The 18006-nt window shown below is 53.4% G+C and carries 19 protein-coding genes and 2 tRNA genes; 15 read left to right on the top strand and 6 right to left on the bottom strand.

The features are described 5' to 3' along the window. Positions 1-69 precede the first annotated feature (69 nt). The gene (locus JF44_RS0102975) at positions 70-291 is read right to left on the bottom strand and encodes a hypothetical protein (protein ID WP_156111575.1); all 222 of its coding nucleotides are present in this window, start codon (positions 289-291) and stop codon (positions 70-72) included. Between the two features lie 179 nt (positions 292-470). Here JF44_RS0102975 and pyrC point away from each other — a divergent pair, with 179 nt between their 5' ends. Continuing rightward, positions 471-1514, top strand: coding sequence for a dihydroorotase (gene pyrC, locus JF44_RS0102970; RefSeq protein ID WP_033067473.1), 1044 nt, complete (start codon positions 471-473; stop codon positions 1512-1514). A 272-nt stretch (positions 1515-1786) separates the two neighbouring features. Here the strand turns inward: pyrC and JF44_RS0102965 are convergent, their stop codons facing one another. Beyond that, on the bottom strand, positions 1787-2656 hold the full coding sequence (locus tag JF44_RS0102965) for a putative metalloprotease CJM1_0395 family protein (protein ID WP_033067472.1): 870 nt from the start codon (positions 2654-2656) through the stop codon (positions 1787-1789). 136 nt (positions 2657-2792) lie between these two features. Here JF44_RS0102965 and JF44_RS0102960 point away from each other — a divergent pair, with 136 nt between their 5' ends. From JF44_RS0102960 to JF44_RS0102945, 4 genes are all read left to right on the top strand, one after another. Next, a complete protein-coding gene (locus tag JF44_RS0102960) occupies positions 2793-3623 on the top strand; it encodes a DUF547 domain-containing protein (protein WP_033067471.1) in 831 nt (276 codons plus the stop codon). Positions 3624-3683: 60 nt separating this feature from the next. After that, on the top strand, positions 3684-4736 hold the full coding sequence (locus JF44_RS0102955; RefSeq protein ID WP_033067470.1) for a hypothetical protein: 1053 nt from the start codon (positions 3684-3686) through the stop codon (positions 4734-4736). A gap of 135 nt (positions 4737-4871) precedes the next feature. Next, a complete protein-coding gene (locus JF44_RS0102950) occupies positions 4872-5123 on the top strand; it encodes a hypothetical protein (RefSeq protein WP_033067469.1) in 252 nt (83 codons plus the stop codon). Next, entirely contained in the window at positions 5102-5434 is a 333-nt protein-coding gene (locus JF44_RS0102945; protein WP_052065409.1) for a DUF547 domain-containing protein, read from the top strand. Before JF44_RS0102950 ends, JF44_RS0102945 begins: the two co-directional genes overlap by 22 nt. A gap of 23 nt (positions 5435-5457) precedes the next feature. Here the strand turns inward: JF44_RS0102945 and JF44_RS0102940 are convergent, their stop codons facing one another. Together JF44_RS0102940 and JF44_RS0102935 are read right to left on the bottom strand one after the other, a co-directional pair. Continuing rightward, on the bottom strand, positions 5458-5910 hold the full coding sequence (locus tag JF44_RS0102940) for a GNAT family N-acetyltransferase (protein WP_202901472.1): 453 nt from the start codon (positions 5908-5910) through the stop codon (positions 5458-5460). 227 nt (positions 5911-6137) lie between these two features. Beyond that, positions 6138-6395 (bottom strand): hypothetical protein, encoded by a 258-nt coding sequence (locus JF44_RS0102935; protein ID WP_156111573.1) that lies wholly within the window; start codon positions 6393-6395, stop codon positions 6138-6140. A gap of 319 nt (positions 6396-6714) precedes the next feature. Here JF44_RS0102935 and JF44_RS0102930 point away from each other — a divergent pair, with 319 nt between their 5' ends. The 10 genes from JF44_RS0102930 (at position 6715) to JF44_RS0102885 (ending at position 15356) form a co-directional block, all read left to right on the top strand. Next, complete coding sequence (locus JF44_RS0102930; protein WP_033067466.1) at positions 6715-7707, top strand: DMT family transporter; 993 nt, start codon at positions 6715-6717, stop codon at positions 7705-7707. 194 nt (positions 7708-7901) lie between these two features. Beyond that, on the top strand, positions 7902-10712 hold the full coding sequence (gene gyrA / locus JF44_RS0102925; protein WP_033067465.1) for a DNA gyrase subunit A: 2811 nt from the start codon (positions 7902-7904) through the stop codon (positions 10710-10712). Between the two features lie 11 nt (positions 10713-10723). Then, positions 10724-11251 carry a pantetheine-phosphate adenylyltransferase gene (coaD, locus tag JF44_RS0102920; protein WP_033067464.1) on the top strand — a complete coding sequence of 176 codons (528 nt, stop codon included), beginning with the start codon at positions 10724-10726 and terminating at the stop codon, positions 11249-11251. Between the two features lie 62 nt (positions 11252-11313). Then, on the top strand, positions 11314-11817 hold the full coding sequence (locus tag JF44_RS0102915; protein WP_033067463.1) for a peptidylprolyl isomerase: 504 nt from the start codon (positions 11314-11316) through the stop codon (positions 11815-11817). A 152-nt stretch (positions 11818-11969) separates the two neighbouring features. Then, positions 11970-12045: transfer RNA gene (locus tag JF44_RS0102910), tRNA-Lys, on the top strand. A 256-nt stretch (positions 12046-12301) separates the two neighbouring features. Further along, a tRNA-Lys gene (locus JF44_RS0102905) sits at positions 12302-12377 on the top strand. Between the two features lie 270 nt (positions 12378-12647). Next, on the top strand, positions 12648-13523 hold the full coding sequence (locus JF44_RS0102900) for a MotA/TolQ/ExbB proton channel family protein (RefSeq protein ID WP_033067462.1): 876 nt from the start codon (positions 12648-12650) through the stop codon (positions 13521-13523). A gap of 24 nt (positions 13524-13547) precedes the next feature. Then, complete coding sequence (locus tag JF44_RS0102895; RefSeq protein ID WP_052065407.1) at positions 13548-13937, top strand: ExbD/TolR family protein; 390 nt, start codon at positions 13548-13550, stop codon at positions 13935-13937. Next, entirely contained in the window at positions 13934-14341 is a 408-nt protein-coding gene (locus tag JF44_RS0102890; RefSeq protein ID WP_052065405.1) for an ExbD/TolR family protein, read from the top strand. The genes JF44_RS0102895 and JF44_RS0102890 overlap by 4 nt, the downstream gene beginning before the upstream one ends. 1 nt (position 14342) lies before the next feature. After that, positions 14343-15356 (top strand): energy transducer TonB, encoded by a 1014-nt coding sequence (locus JF44_RS0102885; RefSeq protein WP_033067461.1) that lies wholly within the window; start codon positions 14343-14345, stop codon positions 15354-15356. A gap of 42 nt (positions 15357-15398) precedes the next feature. Here the strand turns inward: JF44_RS0102885 and JF44_RS0102880 are convergent, their stop codons facing one another. Beyond that, positions 15399-15698, bottom strand: coding sequence for a DUF2218 domain-containing protein (locus tag JF44_RS0102880; RefSeq protein WP_033067676.1), 300 nt, complete (start codon positions 15696-15698; stop codon positions 15399-15401). Positions 15699-15829: 131 nt separating this feature from the next. Then, positions 15830-17848, bottom strand: a complete 2019-nt coding sequence (locus JF44_RS0102875) for a TonB-dependent receptor domain-containing protein (RefSeq protein WP_033067675.1) — start codon at positions 17846-17848, stop codon at positions 15830-15832. Positions 17849-18006 lie beyond the last annotated feature (158 nt).

The following is an 18006-nucleotide window of genomic DNA, read 5'->3' as shown; positions in this document are numbered from 1 at the left end:
CGTGCAAAAAGGCCAGGCATATCTACCTGACCTTTTTTCAATTTTTTGGCACGTTTGGTTGAGCCGCGATCAGAGGCCGAGAGCCTCGAACATTACGTCCTGCGCAAAGAACCAGTTCTTTCCATCTTTCTTGTAGTAGTACTCTCCCTCGTCCTGCAGCGTAATCGTTCCGCCGTTTTCTAGGATCATGACTTGGTCTACCTGAAGGGTTGGGAGGGTATCCTTCTCGCTATCGTCAAGAAAGATGGTGATATTAAAGCCGTCGGTGCAACGAATTGTATAAGGCGTCATTGTCATTCCTCGTTTTGTTTGAAAAAAAATAGGCGTTATACCGACGGTTGCGCAGCATTTGCTGTGAAGAAGCAAAGCAATTCGAACTCGGGAGTTTCACATTCCCAATCCCGCACCAATCTGCTAGGTAACGCTCCATATTTCCCAAACGGGTTCATTGCTTGCCAGGAGATCGCCCTATGTCGACCAATCGCATTACCCTTCGCCGTCCCGATGACTGGCATTTGCATTTGCGTGATGGCGAGATGCTTAAAGGTGTGATTGGCGAGACGTCCGAGCATTTTGCCCGTGCGATCATCATGCCCAATCTGGTGCCGCCGGTGGTCAAGACCGCCGATGCGGTGGCCTATCGTGACCGGATTACGGCCGCCATCCCGTCGGGCCACGATTTCACGCCGCTTATGACGCTGTATCTGACCGAGGGCAGCAATCCTGTTGATATCGAGGAAGGCTATAAGGCGGGTGTGATCACGGCTTTGAAGCTTTATCCCGCCGGGGCGACCACGAATTCGGACAGTGGTGTTCGCAATTTCGATAATGCGATGCCCGCCCTTGAACGCATGGCAGAACTTGGCATTCCGTTGTGTGTGCATGGTGAAGTCACTGATCCGGAAATTGATATCTTTGACCGTGAAGCGGTGTTTATCGACCGGGTTCTTGATCCGCTGCGCAAGCGTTTGCCGGAACTGCGCGTGGTGATGGAGCACATCACGACCGAAGACGGTGTCGAGTATGTCAAAGCCAATGACAAGAATTTGGGTGCGACGATCACGACGCACCATCTGATCATTAACCGCAATGCCATTCTGGTCGGCGGTATTCATCCGCATTTCTATTGCCTGCCGGTTGCCAAGCGTGAAAAGCACCGCTTGGCCCTGCGTGCTGCGGCAACATCGGGGGATACGCGTTTCTTCCTTGGTACTGATTCAGCACCGCATACTGATGAGCGCAAGGAAAGCCCATGTGGCTGTGCCGGTATCTTTACCGCCAACAACACCGTGCAGCTTCTGGCCCACGTGTTTGAGGAAGAAGGCGCGCTTGATCAGCTTGAAGGCTTTGCCTCGCTGCATGGGCCGCAATTCTATGGTCTGCCGATCAATGGTGATCAGATCACGCTGGAAAAACGCAGCGAACCCGCCAGGTTTGCCGAGAAGATCGAAACCAATGAAGGCCCGGTGACGGTGTTTAATCCGGGCTTTGATGTGTTCTGGCATTACGCCTGAGATTGCATCTGACCCAGACAGATAAAAGCGGCTCCGACGGGGCCGTTTTTTTGTTTTGGGGCTGCAGCGCGATGTGGTGCGAGATTCCCGCCTTCGCGGGAATGACGGTGTCGCGTCGGTGGGGCGTTGGTCTTGATTACGCCCAAAACCCGTCATCCCGGACGGCGCGCAGCGGCGGGCAGGAATCTGGGGCCGCTGGGACCTCTGGTTGCTTTGGGCGACGTGCTGGATTTCCGCCTTAGCGGGAATGACAGGGTGGTGAGGGTTGGTTGTTAGCCGCTGAGATCCACTTTGCCCGGCGCGGCATTCAGGCCAAGCGTCATGCGATAGCTTTCGGCTGCGGCACTGGCCTGAGATGCCAGCATTGTCGAGATGTTCATCGACGCCCCCTTGGCGACATTGAAATCAGCCGCCGAGCTTCCCGGCACGGATGCCGCGCGGGAAATGGCCGCCTGATTGGCAATCGCGGCCACACCTTCAAGGCCCTGAAGGGGGTGGATGCTGACCTTGCCGCCGGTGGCATAAAGCCGCCCGTCGGGGCCTGCGGTATAGCTATAGCTGATCATGCCGGCATTGGCACCGGCAAGGGTCTGATGGCTTTCTTCCTCTGTGCGGACCGTGGCATCACGGGCGCGCAGTTCCTGCACGATTTCGCGTTCTGATGCGGTCAGGAGGGCCGGGTTGGATGTCGGCTGGCGGGCGTTTTCCGGTGTTGCTTCGCGTTCCTGTTGCTGACGCTGTGTCGGGCTTTGGATGTCGGGGTCTTCGGGGACACCGTCATCAATGTCGCGCGGATCAAGCTGCTGGATGATCGTAACCACCGATGCCGCGCTGTTGACCGGTGCGGTTTGGGTCGGGGCAGGCGATGGCGATCCTGTTGGCGATGCGGTCGGTGCCGCATCGCTTGTCCCTGTGTTGCGCGACGTGGGCGTGCTTGCAGGCGCCTGGGTCGCGGCGATGGTGCTTGAAAGCGGGACCAGTGCCACAGCGGCAGGAAGTGTTTGCGGCGCAGACGCAGCCTGTCCGCCCGACCCGGTGGTCGGCGGTTGGCTCCCGGAGCCGGGCAGGGCGCGTGTGGCAATGATCTGACCAAGTTGCCCGCCACTTCCGGGGATAACCTGTATGGCACCTGCCTGTATCATGGGGGCATTATAGCTCAACTTCGGGTTTATATAAACTGCGTCGTGACTTCACGGGGCTTTGAGGTGACGGGGTGCCGGACTTTGGGTATGACAAGTGGCGTTACGATCATTTTGAAAATCTGAGAAAAGGCCTGCCATGCGCCTGTTGCTTGTTGTTTTATATGTCCTGATCTTGCCCGGTCTTGCTCATGCTGCGCCCAAGGCCGATCTGTGGCCGGATTGGCAAGCCCATGATCCAAGTAGCACACAGGTAATCGATCACGGGGCGTGGCAGGATATTCTGGATCGCTATGTAACCGTGATTGCACCCGGCGAAACCGTGTTTGATTACGAGACAGCCCGGCGTGAGGCCCATGCGCAGGTTGCGGGCTATGTCGATGCCATGAGCATGTTGGCAGTGAGTAACCTTAATCGCGATCAGCAATTTGCATATTGGGTGAACCTTTATAATGCGCTGACCGTCAAGGTGGTGCTGGATCATTATCCGGTCGAGAGCATTCGCGATATCGATATTTCACCCGGCCTGTTTTCGTCCGGTCCGTGGGGCAAGAAGCTGATCACGGTTGAGGGCCGGACGCTTAGCCTTGATGATATCGAACATCGCATCTTGCGCCCGATCTGGCGCGATCCGCGCATTCATTATGTGGTTAATTGTGCGTCGATTGGCTGTCCGGCACTGGCGCCAGAGGCCTACGAAGCCGACAAGCTGGAGGCGCAGCTTGATCAGGCGGCGCGCGGCTTCATCAATCATCCGCGTGCGGTGACACAGGCCGAAGACGGCGCGTTTGTGCTTTCGAGCCTGTATGACTGGTATCGCGATGATTTTGGCAAGAGTGATGCTGATTTCATCGACCATCTTGCGCAGTTTGCCGGGGCGAAACTGATGGCCATTTTGGGTGATGCCCGGGAGCTTGACGTTGCCAATTATGAATATGATTGGGCTCTAAATCAACTTTCGGTAGATTAATCTCGGTTGTATTGTTTTAATTGGGGGTAGGGGTATGTAACGCGGCGTGTGGTGGTATCAATGGAAAACAGTTTTCTCTTTCTTTTGTATTGGCTTAGCGCATTTTTTGGCTTCGTGGCGGTTCTTTTCCTGTGGTTGGTGATCAAAGCTAGAGGGAGTACGTCCGTAGTTGGTCTTCGTGGTTGGTTGTTGGGGAAAAACAGAAAAGCCTATTTTTTGTGGGCAACGATCTGCTTCTCATTTGCTGCCTTTTTTCTGCTCTCAACGGTCCTTTGGCAAGTTAACTCCATCCAAGCAAGCATCAAATCAGTTACAGAAAACAAAGAGCTGGTAAATGCTGCAGACGACTTTATTCAAAAGACTGATAATCTAAGTAAGCTTGTTCGGGAGAGTTCTGACAAGGTTGACGATAACTCGACACACCTTACTGCGCTTACCGAAGCTATTCTTTCCTCATGGCGGGGTGCGGATTTACCGGTTATTGCGCCTGATTACCCTGAGCTCATTGATGCAGCGGAAATTGTAGTGAATGGGTCGGAGCGTCTTGCTAAAACTATTCAGGAAAACTCGAGGAGCATTCAGCGCAATTCAGAAGAACTGCAAGGTTTAACGAGTGCTATCTCGCCAAGTTCACCTGGCGGAGAGCTGCAGTTCAGTGAAGACAGAGAAGAAATAGATTTATCGCCATTCGCATTTATTATCACTTTTCCCTTGGCGATAATTGTCGGTGCTATTGTTTTTGCAATTTGGCCATCGATAATAAGTTCATTCACACGTGAAAATAAAGTATCGACAGAATTTGCTGGAACGCCTTCTGTCCAGCGTGGTCCATTTTATCAGATTATTCGAGGAGTAATTTCTGTAAGCGTGGGAGGTATCACTTTGTTTTCTTCCACCTTTTTCGAAAAATTTACTGTAGGCTCTTTCTCGTTCTCAATTCCTACTTCAATAGAAGTAATGGTAAGGCTTGATGAAGCAGAGCAGGAAGTGGTTGCTGGGATCGTTAAGAGAGCGCTGGAAGACATTCTAATTGATGTTGGGCAAGAAAGGGTCAGGGATGACTTGTTTCCGGGGGTGCCTGTTAAGTTTGTGAGGCCAAACTCCGCTAGTTAAAACGGTCATGACGGGGACGAGACTGTGCTAGTTACGCCTGCATTTGAGGACGAAAGTGTTAAAGTTACAGATGCAATACAGAATAGTGTAGTCTCCGCAGCTTCGAAGTTCAGTCTTAGCGCGAACCGTTTATCAATGCTTCTATTTGTTGGTGCTGCAGACAAACGTGCACTATCAGAGGAGGGCAAGAAAGAATTTGGTTCGAACTACATACTTGCCCAAATGCGCGCCTACACAGTTCAAGAGGCTTTGCTCGATGCACTGCGCGAACGGAAGCCGCCAACAGATTTACCTCTCATGGCTATTTCGGTTGCAACCAGACCATTTAATGATGTGGATGATGAGGAGAACCGGAAAGTCCGAGTTTGTACAGTACCACTGTACTAGAATTCTCGATTGGCTGTCCGGCACTGGCGCCAGAGGCCTATGAAGCCGACAAGCTGGAGGCGCAGCTTGATCCGGCAGCACGCGGCTTCATCAATCATCCGCGGGCGGTGACTCAGGCCGAAGACGGCGCGTTTGTGCTTTCAAGCCTGTATGACTGGTATCGCGATGATTTTGGCAAGAGTGATGCTGATTTCATCGACCATCTTGCGCAGTTTGCCGGGCCTTGGCTTTCAGCCACGTTGTCAGCTGTTACTGCGTTTGAGGTTGATGAGTATCACTATGACTGGGCGCTGAATGATGTGCGGCGCTAAGCATTTCAGCACCGCAATCTGATCTAGAGCATCTTGCGATACTGAATGAAGCCGGACTTGTCAGCGATACGGTCATAAAGCTTCATGGCGGTAAAGTTGTCATCCTGGATCAGCCAATAGACACGGGCAGCGCCGGTTTTGCCTGCATCATCATAAACATGTTCGATCAGCTTGCGGCCAGCACCCGTGCCGCGCAGCTTTTCATCAACATAAAGATCCTGCAAATAGCAGTAATCGCCAGATGTCCAGCAGGAGCGATGATAAATCCAGTGAACCATGCCAATGGCTTTGCCGTCTTGCCAGGCAAGGGCCGCATGCATCGGTTCATTGGCGTCAAGGAAGCGTTGCCAGGTTTGCTTGCTGACATCGTCGGGAATATCGACCTTGTAAAAGGTTTGATAGCCGCGCCAAAGCGGCAGCCATGCATCGAAGTCCGGGGCCGTTATCGGGCGAATTTCTGTGGACTCATCGGGCATCATTACATCCTTTTTGGCAGGGCAAACTTGGGTGGCGCAAGGAGCGCGCGGGGATTGCCGATACCCTAAAAGGCCAGATAGACCACCGTAAGGGCCAATTGCGGGAAATTGTCCGGGCCAATCGGTCCGATCTGTTGGCGGGCCGGATTGAGAAGCTGGTTATAGCGCCAATCACAGCAGGGACGATTGGCGCGCAGATTTACAGAACTGCGTTGCGTTCAGAGCAATCAGGCCGCGGTATTGCGTATTCCGGAGCGCACCGGGCGGGGGGCACCGGTCTGTGATTTGGCAACGGGGACTTTTTGCGATTTTGGTGAAACGGATGCCATTGCCTCGGGGGCATCGCCATCACGATTCAGGCTTGCCTGATCAATGGTGTGACGGACGTCACTGGCAGAAACGCCATCATAGCGCATTAATGTCTGAACGATCGGGTCGGCAAGCATGTCTTCGACCGTCAATTCCTGATCAACATATCTCATCATCTCGTATCCCGAATCTTTTTGTTGTGCTGAATGTAATGCAATTGCAATTCATTCGCAACAATTATCATGTTCGAATGATATCTTTTCTCAATTTAATCCCCAAAACGCTTTGATCTGTCTTCAAACAAGCGATTTGTGCGAAATTTTCGCAAACTGCTTTTGTCGGGTTTTTCTTGCCGAATTCCGGGCTAAACTCCTGTGAGTTGTATTTTCTTGATTAAAGTTTGGATCGGTTTTAACGCTGTGACCCGGTTTGGTTCCGGTCAGGCTTCGACCCTGTGATAAGACCAGACAAGTATGGCAAAAATAGGCTTGCAAGATGACACGTCCGGGAATGCGCGAATATGTACTGCTGCTGTTGCTGGCCCTGATGTGGGGAAGTTCATTCACCTTCATCAAGATCAGTGTGCATGCCTATTCCCCCCTGGTTGTTGCCTGCGGGCGTTTAAGCTTTGCCGCCCTTGTTCTTTGGTGCTTTGCCCTGATCCGCAAGTCCGACATGCCCAAGGGCAAACGGGCATGGGCATCAACCTTTTTGGTGGCACTTATCGGCAATGCCATTCCGTTCTTTTTGATCAGCTATGGCGAAACCCGCGTTGATGCCGGGTTGGCCGCGATCCTGATGTCGACCGTGCCGCTGACCACAGTGGTTCTCGCGCATTTCTTCACCGATGATGAAAAACTGTCACTGGGCAAGGTGATCGGTGTTGTTTTGGGCACCATCGGCGTGATTGTTCTGGTCGGGCCGGAAACACTATCGGGGCTGGGTGGGGAATTTTTGTTCCAGCTTGCCATTCTGGTTGCTGCGGTGGGCTATGCGATTTCATCGCTGGTGGCGCGTAACCTGCGCGATCAGCCGCGCATCGGATCGACCGCAGTGATCCTGACCTTTGCCGCCCTGATGTTGATGCCCTTTACCCTGATTCTTGATCAACCGTGGAACATGGCCTGGGATTTTCAAGGCGCGCTTGCAATCATGTATCTTGGCATGTTCCCGACCGGGATTGCCATGTTCCTGATCCTGCAACTGATTGCGGTGGCCGGGGCAAGCTTCCTTGTGTTTAACAATTACCTTGTGCCGGCGGTCGGTGTTTTGATCAGTTTCATTGTATTGGGCGAAGTTCCCCAGCCAAATGCGCTTGTCGCGCTGGCAATTATTCTGGGCGGGATTGCCGCGTCACAAATGCGTTTTGGCCGTAAATCCGGCCCGGTTAAGGGCGATGGTGCAAAGTCAGACCCGATGGCATCGGTGATGGAAGTCCCCGAAAGCAACGAAAACGGGGAAAAGGCCGTTGATCCACACAGGGTTTGATGCCTTTGAAGGCCCTGAATTTGCGTAAAAAACCGAACTTTATTGCCCAACTGTGACGGATAGGATTTGTCAATATTGTTTGTGGGCAACAAACCTGATACTTTCCGCCTTTCTGGTCCGGCATGAACCTGAAACTGGGTGCATGTCACGCCGATTGAATCATTTCTGATCAAGCGTTTAAGAGGTCACGGCCTTTGTCCACCGAAGAGACCAATCCCGAGAGCCGCGATATTTTCCCGGTTTCCATCGAACAAGAAATGCGCCGGAGCTACCTTGATTACGCAATGAGCGTGATCGTTAGCCGCGCACTGCCTGACGTCCGCGACGGCCTGAAGCCGGTGCATCGTCGTATTCTGTACGCCATGCACGAGAACGGTTTCGATTATAACAAGCCGTTCCGTAAATCGGCCCGTGTGGTCGGGGATGTAATGGGTAAATATCACCCCCATGGCGACAGCGCGATTTACGACGCGATGGTTCGTATGGCGCAGAATTTCTCCATGCGCCTGCCGCTGATTGATGGTCAGGGCAACTTCGGGTCCATGGATGGCGATAAAGCCGCTGCCATGCGTTACACCGAAGCCCGCATGGCCAAGGCAGCACACTTCCTGCTTGATGATATCGACAAGGATACGATTGATTTTCGCGATAACTATGACGAAACCACCAAGGAACCGTCTGTTATCCCGGCACGTTTTCCCAACATGCTGGTCAATGGGGCCGGTGGTATTGCCGTTGGTATGGCGACCAATATTCCGCCGCATAACCTTGGCGAAGTCATCAATGGCTGCATGGCCTACGTCGATGATCCCGATATTACCATCGAAGGTCTGATGGAATTTGTCCACGGTCCGGATTTCCCGACCGGGGCGCTTATTCTTGGCCGTTCGGGCATCCATTCGGCATTCAAGACCGGCCGTGGGTCGGTTGTCATGCGGGCACGCACCCATGTCGAAGAAATCCGTGCCAATCGTGAAGCCATCATCGTCACCGAAGTTCCCTATCAGGTGAACAAGGCGACCCTGATGGAAAAGATCGCCGATCTGGTCCGTGAAAAGAAACTCGAAGGCATTTCCGATCTGCGTGACGAGTCTGACCGTTCAGGCGTGCGCATGGTGATCGAACTGAAACGTGATGCCAATTCGGATGTTGTCCTTAATCAGCTGTTCCGCTTTACCGCACTTCAGACCTCGTTTGGTGTGAATATGCTGGCCCTTAACCGGGGCAAGCCGGAACTGATGAACCTCAAAGACATCATTCAGGCCTTTGTCGAATTCCGCGAAGAAGTCATCACGCGCCGGACCATCCACCTTCTGAAAAAGGCACGTGATCGTGCCCATGTCGTGGTCGGTCTTGGTATTGCGGTTTCAAACATTGATGAAGTCATCAAGCTGATCCGTAATGCGGCCGATCCGGTTGTGGCACGTGAACAACTGATGGCACGTGATTGGGCGGCGGGCGATATTGTTCCGCTGATTGAACTGATTGCCGATCCGAACCAGATCGGGTCCAGTGATGGTATGTATCGCCTGTCCGAAGCACAGGCCCGTGCGATCCTTGAGCTGCGTCTACATCGCCTGACCGGTCTCGAACGCGACAAGATCGCGGGCGAATTGACCGAATTGGGTGAGAAGATCAAAGACTTCCTTGATATTCTTGGCTCGCGGGAACGCAAGCTTACGATTCTCAAGGACGAACTGACCGAGATGCGCAACGAGTTCGCGAACGAACGTCGTAGTGAAATTCTCGAAGCCGAATTCGAACATGACATCGAAGACCTGATTGCCCGTGAAGACATGGTCGTGACCGTGTCGCACAGCGGCTATATTCAGCGTGTGCCGCTGTCGACCTATCGCGCACAGCGTCGCGGTGGCAAAGGCCGTTCAGGCATGGCCACCCGCGAGGAAGATTTCGTTTCCAAGCTGTTCGTGGCCAATACCCATACACCGGTTCTGTTCTTCAGCTCCGAGGGGATGGTCTACAAGATGAAGGTCTGGCGTCTGCCGATGGGAACCCCGCAATCACGCGGCAAGGCGCTTGTGAACTTGCTGCCGCTGTCCGAGGGCGAATATATCACCACGGTCCTGCCGCTTCCTGATGAGGAAGAATGGCCAAACCTGCATGTGATGTTTGCGACCTCGACCGGGAATGTACGCCGTAACAGTCTTGCTGATTTCGTGAATGTGAAATCGAACGGCAAGATTGCCATGAAGCTCGAAGAAGAACGTGGCGACAAGCTGATTGCGGTTCAGACCTGTACCGATGATGACGACATTCTGCTGACGACCCGTCTGGGTAAATGCATTCGTTTCCGTGTGACCGACGTTCGCGTCTTCACCGGCCGTAATTCGGTTGGTGTGCGTGGCATTCGTCTGGCCGATCAGGACGAAGTCATCGCCATGTCGGTGCTGTTTGGCAACCATGTTACCATGGAAGAACGCGACGAATACCTGTCGATTGCAGGTAAATTGCGCCGCGAGGAAATCACCGAAGACAATCTGCCGCTTGAGGTGCTGTCAGCCGAGCGTTATCAGGAAATCTATGATGGCGATCAGTTGATCCTGTCGGTCACGGAAAACGGGTATGGCAAACGCACGTCTGCCTATGAATACCGTGTAACGGGCCGTGGCGGTCAGGGCTTTGCCAATATCGAGATGTCCGAGCGTAACGGTAATGTCGCAGCATCGTTCGTGATTGAAGAGGGCGATGAGCTGATGATGGTCACCAATGGTGGCAAGGTCATCCGCATGCCGACCCACGATATCCGTATTGCCGGTCGTAAGACACAGGGTGTGACCCTGTTCCGTACTGCCAAGGACGAAGAAGTCGTTGCAGTGGAACGTCTGTCAAACCTTGGCGACGAAGAAGATGAACTCATCGAGGGCGAAGAAGGTGTGGTCGAGGGTGCCGAAGGTACCAATGATGGCGCTGAAACCGTAGCGGAGGCATCTGCTGAAGATGCATCCGATGCGCCGTCATCTGATGACGCAGACAGCGACGAATAACGGGAAGTACGATGACTGACCTGTCTTCTACCGTATCGCGTATCGGGATTTATCCGGGCACATTCGACCCGGTAACCCAAGGGCATATGGATATCATTCGTCGTGCGACCCGTATCGTCGATCAGCTTATTGTCGGTGTTGCGATCAATGCCGGCAAAGGCCCGATGTTCGGGGTTGAGGAACGCTGTGCACTGGTTGAAGGTGCACTTAAGGCTGCGGGCGGCGAAGTTGCCGCCCGTACCTCAGTAAAGCCATTTTCATCGCTTTTGATGCAATTTGCCCAGGAAAACGGATCAAGCACCATCATCCGTGGTCTTCGGGCTGTATCGGACTTTGAATATGAGTTCCAGATGGCGGGCATGAACGCCCGACTGTCGCCGGAAGTTGAAACCGTCTTTTTGATGGCGTCTGACAAGCAACAGTTTGTTTCTTCGCGCTTTGTGAAGGAAATCGCCCGTCTTGGCGGGGATGTCACTGAATTTGTGCCTGCAAACGTGCTTGCCCGACTGCACGAAAAGCTGGCAGAAGAAAAGGAATAACGCAGGCCATGCGTCTTATTCGTCTATTCTCACTAATTGCTCTCGTACTAGGATTTATCACCATGTCCAATGGAAACGACGCTGTCGCTCAGGATCTGGAAAACACGCTTTATCTTGATCTGAAAGATGGCCGCGTTGTGATCCAGCTTCGCCCGGATCTCGCACCGAATCACGTTGCCCGGATCAAGGAACTTACCCGTGAAGGGTTCTATGATGGATTGAAGTTCCATCGTGTGATCGAAGGGTTTATGGCGCAGACAGGCGACCCCAAAGGCAATGGCACCGGCGGTTCCGGCCAGAACCTTGATGCGGAATTCTCCAGCGAGAATCACGTTCGCGGCAGTGTTTCCATGGCGCGTTCGGCCAATCCTAACAGTGCAGATTCCCAGTTCTTTATTGTCTTTGCCGATGCGCCGCACCTTGATGGTCAGTACACCATCTGGGGGCAGGTGACCGAAGGCATGGAATATGTCGATATGATCAAGAAGGGTGCGCCGTGGGCCAATGGTAGCGTTGCTGACCCAGATCAGATCGTCAAAATGCAGGTTGCTGCCGACGCGCAGTAATCGCGAAATACGATCCTTTACAACCGAAAGCCGTCCCGATGTGGGGCGGCTTTCGCGTTTTAAGGGCTGAATGCGTAAAAAGAACCAAAATATGGAAAACAGGTGTTGACCGATGGGGCCTGTGCCATTAAAACGCGCTTCACCAACCTTGAGGGCCCGTAGCTCAGTTGGTAGAGCAACTGACTTTTAATCAGTTGGCCACAGGTTCGAATCCTGTCGGGCTCACCAATAAGCCCCTGAAACCTTGCCGGTTTCGGGGGCTTTTTATTTGCCCGAATTTCCCCATCCGATTTTGACCCTTTTTCACAAAGCCCGTTGTCTTGCTGGTTGGTCTTTGCCGTGCGCGTGCGGCCAATTCAAAAGGCATGTTTTGAGCAAATTTTTCGTCATTTGACCTGTTTTCATGGCAGATGTGCATTTTCGCGTAAAAAGGGGGGTTGACCGATGCCCTCAGTGCCATTAAAACGCCGCTCACCAACGTTGAGGGCCCGTAGCTCAGTTGGTAGAGCAACTGACTTTTAATCAGTTGGCCACAGGTTCGAATCCTGTCGGGCTCACCAATTCAAAACCCCTGGAACCCAGAAGTTCCGGGGGTTTTGCATATCTGGGGTTTGGTGCTGTATTTCCCGACGATCACATCATCTGTAAACGATTGAAACAGCTGTATACCGGCCGTTGCGCAACGCGGGGCGGGTATCGACGAAAAAGCTGCGCATTTCATTGGTTGCGATTGCATCGCAATGTAATTTCCTGTAAGGAATGCAAATCAGTTTCAAAGTCATCAGAGCAGGACATCTGATGATGATCAATTCAGTGATCGGGAAAGTTACATGTCTGACCCAGTTAATTCGTCGGCCGCATCGACTGATGCGCAAGCCCCGTTTTCTTCTGATGGCGCACCGGCAAATGATGCCACTGCGACCGGAAACCTAAATGCGGACGGCACTGTGATGGTGGACCCCGATACAGGTCTTCCTGTCGATACACTGGCCAGTACCCAGTCGGGCGGCTTCTTCGATAGCCTGACCGCGCTTCCGGTGATTGAACAGATCGACAAGGCAGGTGTTGTCGGGTGGGTGCTTGGCGCGATGGCCCTGATCGGGCTTGTTGTTTTCTTTTATAAACTGGTCGGCTTCCTGCGCCGTGGTGTGTTTGCCGATGGTTTCGTTAAGGATGTCGAACGCCATCTGTCATCCGGTGATGAGGTGCAGGCAGCAGAGCTTCTGGCACATCGCCGTCATCCGGCGGCCCGGATTGGTCTTTCGGGCATGTCCTTGTCAGTTGGCAATGCGCAAGACCGCGAAGCCGCATCGGATTTGATTGCTGCGCGTGCGCGTAAGGAAATCGATGGTTTGAATGGTGGTCTGCGCATTATGTCGGCCATTGCAGTGCTGAGCCCGCTTTTGGGGCTTCTGGGGACCGTTATGGGCATGATCGAGGCCTTCCAGCGCATGGAAGGGGCCGGAAGCCGTATCGACCCGTCTGTGCTTTCTGGCGGCATCTGGCTGGCGCTTCTGACAACGGCGATTGGGTTGGTGGTCGCGATCCCGGCGACGGCATTCCATATGTGGATGCAGGGCGTGATTGGCCGTGTCGCTGCCGTGATGGAAGATGTCTGTACGCTTGTGGTCAATCGTGGCGAACTTGCCAATAAGGCCCCCTTGCGTGCATCGAACGTTTCCGATCTGCGCCACGCCGCTGAATAGAAACCCGTTTCCGAAAGTCGTCCCATGCAACTGCGTGAACGCAACAGCGGTTCTTCACCGATGATCGGTCTGACTCCGCTGATTGATGTTGTCTTTATCCTGCTGATCTTCTTTATGCTGGCCTCAAGCTTCCTTGACTGGAAGGGCTTTGAGATGTCGGTCAGCATCACTGATGGTGCCTCCACCAGCCAAAGCGACGTTCGGCCCGTCACGGTCGAGGTCGATGTGAATGGCGGGCTGTCGGTCAATGGCAATGCGATCTCGCTTTCCAATCTGGCCGCAACGCTTTTACGTGATCATGCAGGTTCAAAGGTGCGGTTACGTCCGGTCAACGGGGCCCAGTTGCAGCGCCTGATTGATGTAATGGACACACTTGGTCGGGGTGGCGTGACGGATGTGGAGTTTGTCGAATGAAACGCCGTATCCAGATTGCCCAAGATGGCCCGGTTCAGGAACCAATGTTGCCGCTGATTAATATTGTGTTCTTGCTTTTGATTTTCTTCATGATCGCTGGAAGTCTGCAAAAACTTGGTCCCTTTGACGTCGAGCCACCTGCAAGTCAAACCGCTGACGCACGCCCCGAAGACACCATTGTGATCTGGTTTGGGACAAACGGGGAAATCGGTATTGATGATCTGACAGGTGGACTGGATCGATTATCGTCAATGTTGCCTCCCGACTATATCGGACGCCCGGTGGAAATCCGTGCCGACCGCGAAACCGAAGGCGCAAAAGTTGTTACCCTGCTTGGGCGTCTTCAGGAACTTGGCGTCGAAAAAGTCCAGCTCATGACGGCCATCGAGCCGGAGCAGAAATAGTATGTCAAACCGCGTCGACCTTCTGATTGCAACCGGATTGACCGGCCTTCTTCTGACGGGCGGGATTGTCCTTGCCATGCCCGAACCACAGCCGTCCGGCTGGGGTGGGGCAGGTTCTGTGCAAAGCATAAGTATTTCGCTGGGTGCCGGGCAGGCGGAAACAGGTGAAGCAGAAGTCGATGCGCAAAGTGCGGCCTCTGTTGACAGCGTTGTTGCCGAACAGCCCGAGGATGAACCCGAGGAAACCACCCAACCCGAACCGCAGCCAGAACCGCAGCCAGAACCAGAACCAGAACCAGAACCAGAACCAGAACCAGAACCCGAACCCGAGCCGGAAGTGGTCAAGGAACAGCCCGAACCGGAACCAGTCCCTGAGCCTTTACCAGAACCCGAAGTTGTCGAGGTCGAGCCAGAGCCGGTGCCCGAGCCGATCGTTGTGGAAAAGCCTGAACCGAAGCCAGAGCCGAAGCCTGAACCAGAACCGGTCGTCGTACAGCAATTGGCCGAAGTTCTGACGGTACGTACGAAACCAAAACCACCTGTCGCCAAACCCGTGGCGCCAGCACCAACCAAGGTCGCTGAACCAGTCAAACAAGCCCCCAAACCGACGACGCAGCCAGCAGGGCAGAGCAATTCTGTCAAGTCCGAGGGGGCAACAGGCGAAAACACCCAAAGTCAGGCGGCAAGTTCGTCAAGTGGCAGTGGTGGCGGGGCGGCAAGTAAGGCCGCCATGGTCGATTACGAAACGTCTGTCTTGCAGATGCTTTCGCGCTTTCGCGAATATCCCGAACGCGCCATACGCCGAAAGATCGAAGGCGTGAACCGTATTCGGCTTGTCATTGACCGTGATGGCACCGTGCTTGAAGCCACCATGGTGACGTCGAGCGGGGCAAGCATCCTTGATCGTGAAACCCAGCGGATGATTGAGCGAGTCAAAAAGTTTCCGCCGTTCCCCGATGCGATGACCGAAGACAGAGTTGAGTGGATCGTGCCGGTCACCTACAAGCTGAACTAGAACAGAACGCAAAACGCCAGCCCGGAGAGGCTGGCGTGTGTTTCAGGGCTGCTCTTGTCCATCATCCCAGTGATAGTCAAGCGGCGCTTCGCGCCAGGCAAATTTATCAAGATGAACAATGATAATGCCCTTTATTTTCTCGATGCCTTCGGCCTTGTGCGATTTTGCTTCAATGGTAAGCTGATCGTCCAGGGCGATGATAACGCATGGTCCCATGGGAAAGCTTACATCCCCGCGGGTTTCGCCCAAATCCACCTCGACCTTATGGGCAAAATGCTTGCACATCTGCACAAGGTATTTGGCAGCATTGCCGGTTTTAACCGATCCCTTTGTGGTAAACATCAATATGATCTCTCGTTCTGCGGGCTTGTCTTTTGACGGGTGATTATTGCGAAGCACATGTTGAAATGACGAAACGGGCAGCACGCATTGTGCCGCCCATTTCGAATTCAAATCTGTGGTGCGCTTGCGCCTTAGAAATCAACTTTTGCCGATACCAGGAAAGTCCGACCCGGTTCGTGATACGGCTCAACATTGCTGTTGTCGTAACCCGTTGTGGTGCGGGCGACATAATCACGATCAAAGATGTTCAGGGCATCAACGCGCAGGGTAACGGCGTTGTTCAAGGTGTCAGGTACCCACTCGGCATAGAGGTTGGCGACAAAGTAAGTATCGAGTTCGTCGCTGCCGTTGTCCTCAGGGCTATCATCAGACAATGCCAGTTCTGAGTTGCCTCCGACGCGTACGCCATAGGCGTCAAAGCTGTGTGCAGCATCAATATTGATGATGTCACCAACAATCACACCTTGATAAGAAGCTGATGTACTGACAGGGACAGCGCCATCCGATTTGACATTGGTATGCGTATAGCCCGCCCGGACATATCCCGGACCATAGGTATAAGTCGCTGACAGATTCACGCCACGTGTATCGAGATCGACGGTGGTATTTCGATCTGACGTCGACAGATCATGAGATTCGTCAATCAGGTTGTAGAACAGATTTCCGTCAAATGCCCAATCCTGCAACGTGACGCGCGACCCCAGTTTCGCATTGTATGACCGCGATGGGCTAAAGCCGGTGTAATCCCAGATGGCGGAATAGTTGTAGATCGCCGATTCACCAAGTGGCAGGCCACCAAACGTCGTGCCGAAACCGCCATAGGCCATGACGTTATCAGTCACGTCAAATTCGGTATTGGCATTACCACTCAGGCCGAATTCGCTGAAATCGGTGCCGTCGATGCCTTCAAACCACTGCTGATCGCCACGACCGCCAAACGAAACGCGCCAACGATCAGTCAGTGACAACCGCGCCTGAGAGAAAACACCAATATTAGTTGATGTCTCTGTAAAGCGACCTGCTTGACCCGCAGAACGCGCAGTGTCGCCGCCGCCGGTGGCTTCATCGTGATAGAAGTCTACACCGGCTGTCAAATCGCCCATGCCAACGTCAAAGGTGTTTGCAGCCTTGCCGTTCAGGGTTTCAATTTCCGATTCAATGTGCGTGGTGTCGTCAAGCTTCGGTACATCAAGATGGGTTTTGCTGTAATTCAGGCTGAACTCTGGTGCGAGCATGTCCGTTGGCATTTCATCAACATAGCTGATGCCAACTGACGTATCGGTATAGGAAAGCCATTGCGGTTGGGTGGTTCTGCCCGGAAGGGATGCAAAGTTTGGGCGTACCGGGCGGACACCTTCGTCGACAAGGTGGCTGGCGAATACTTCGAAGCGGCCACCGTCATTTCCGGTAAAGGCAAGCTTGCCCAGACCGCTTTCGCTGCCGTCGGCGGTGCCGGTGACTTCGTTGCCGTCACCATCCTCGTAGTTCCCCTGATTGCTGTTCTTGATGTATGCCAGTGCCTCGACGTTTTCGTGTTGCCCGGCAAGGGTCAGCCATTCAGCAAAACCTTGGGTGTTTGAGTTGTATTGCAGCTTTGCCCAGCCACCAAATGACTCGCCATTTTCAAGGATGTCGCGGGCATCACGGGTTTCATAGAACATCGAACCGCCAAGCGCGTTCGGGCCCGCATCTGCTGGTGAAACGCCGGACTCGACGTCGACCGATTTCAGCATGGCCGGATCAATAATGGCCGTGCCAATGTGATGGAAGGTTGAATCAACCTGACGCGTACCATCAACCTGTACATTAAGCTTGGTGTTCTCAATGCCCTGAATATAGACCTTTTGCGAGATCGCAGTTGGGCCACCCGATTGCACCGACGGTTCGTTTGCAAACACATCCTTGATGGTTTGCGGGTTCTGACGATCAATTTCTTCCTGATCAATCGAAACACCACCTGCAAGCCCCGATGCGGCCCCGGCCGATGCCGTAACTTCGATGGGCTGGGTGACCGTTTCAGTTTCATCAGTGTCTGCCGTCTGGGCAAGTGCGACGGTCGGCAAAACCGAAAGAGCAACACCTGCAAGCAGGGTAGAGCACAGCAAGCTGCTGACCCGTGGGGATGAGATTTGCGAGGGTGATTGTGGCATGTCTGTTCCCTGAGAATTAAATTTGCAAATGAGAATGATTGTGAGTATTATTTTCTGACGCAGGAAGGCAACAGGAATGATGTTTGCCAGATCGCCGGATATGTTTGCGAAATCGTCAGCATGTTTGCGCAACGGCCATCCGATGCCATTTGCGCGTT

This window comes from Thalassospira australica, assembly GCF_000763295.1.
GTDB classification, from domain to species: domain Bacteria; phylum Pseudomonadota; class Alphaproteobacteria; order Rhodospirillales; family Thalassospiraceae; genus Thalassospira; species Thalassospira australica.
The sequence above is the reverse complement of the archived record's forward strand: the minus strand, read 5'-3'. Positions and strand labels throughout refer to the sequence as shown.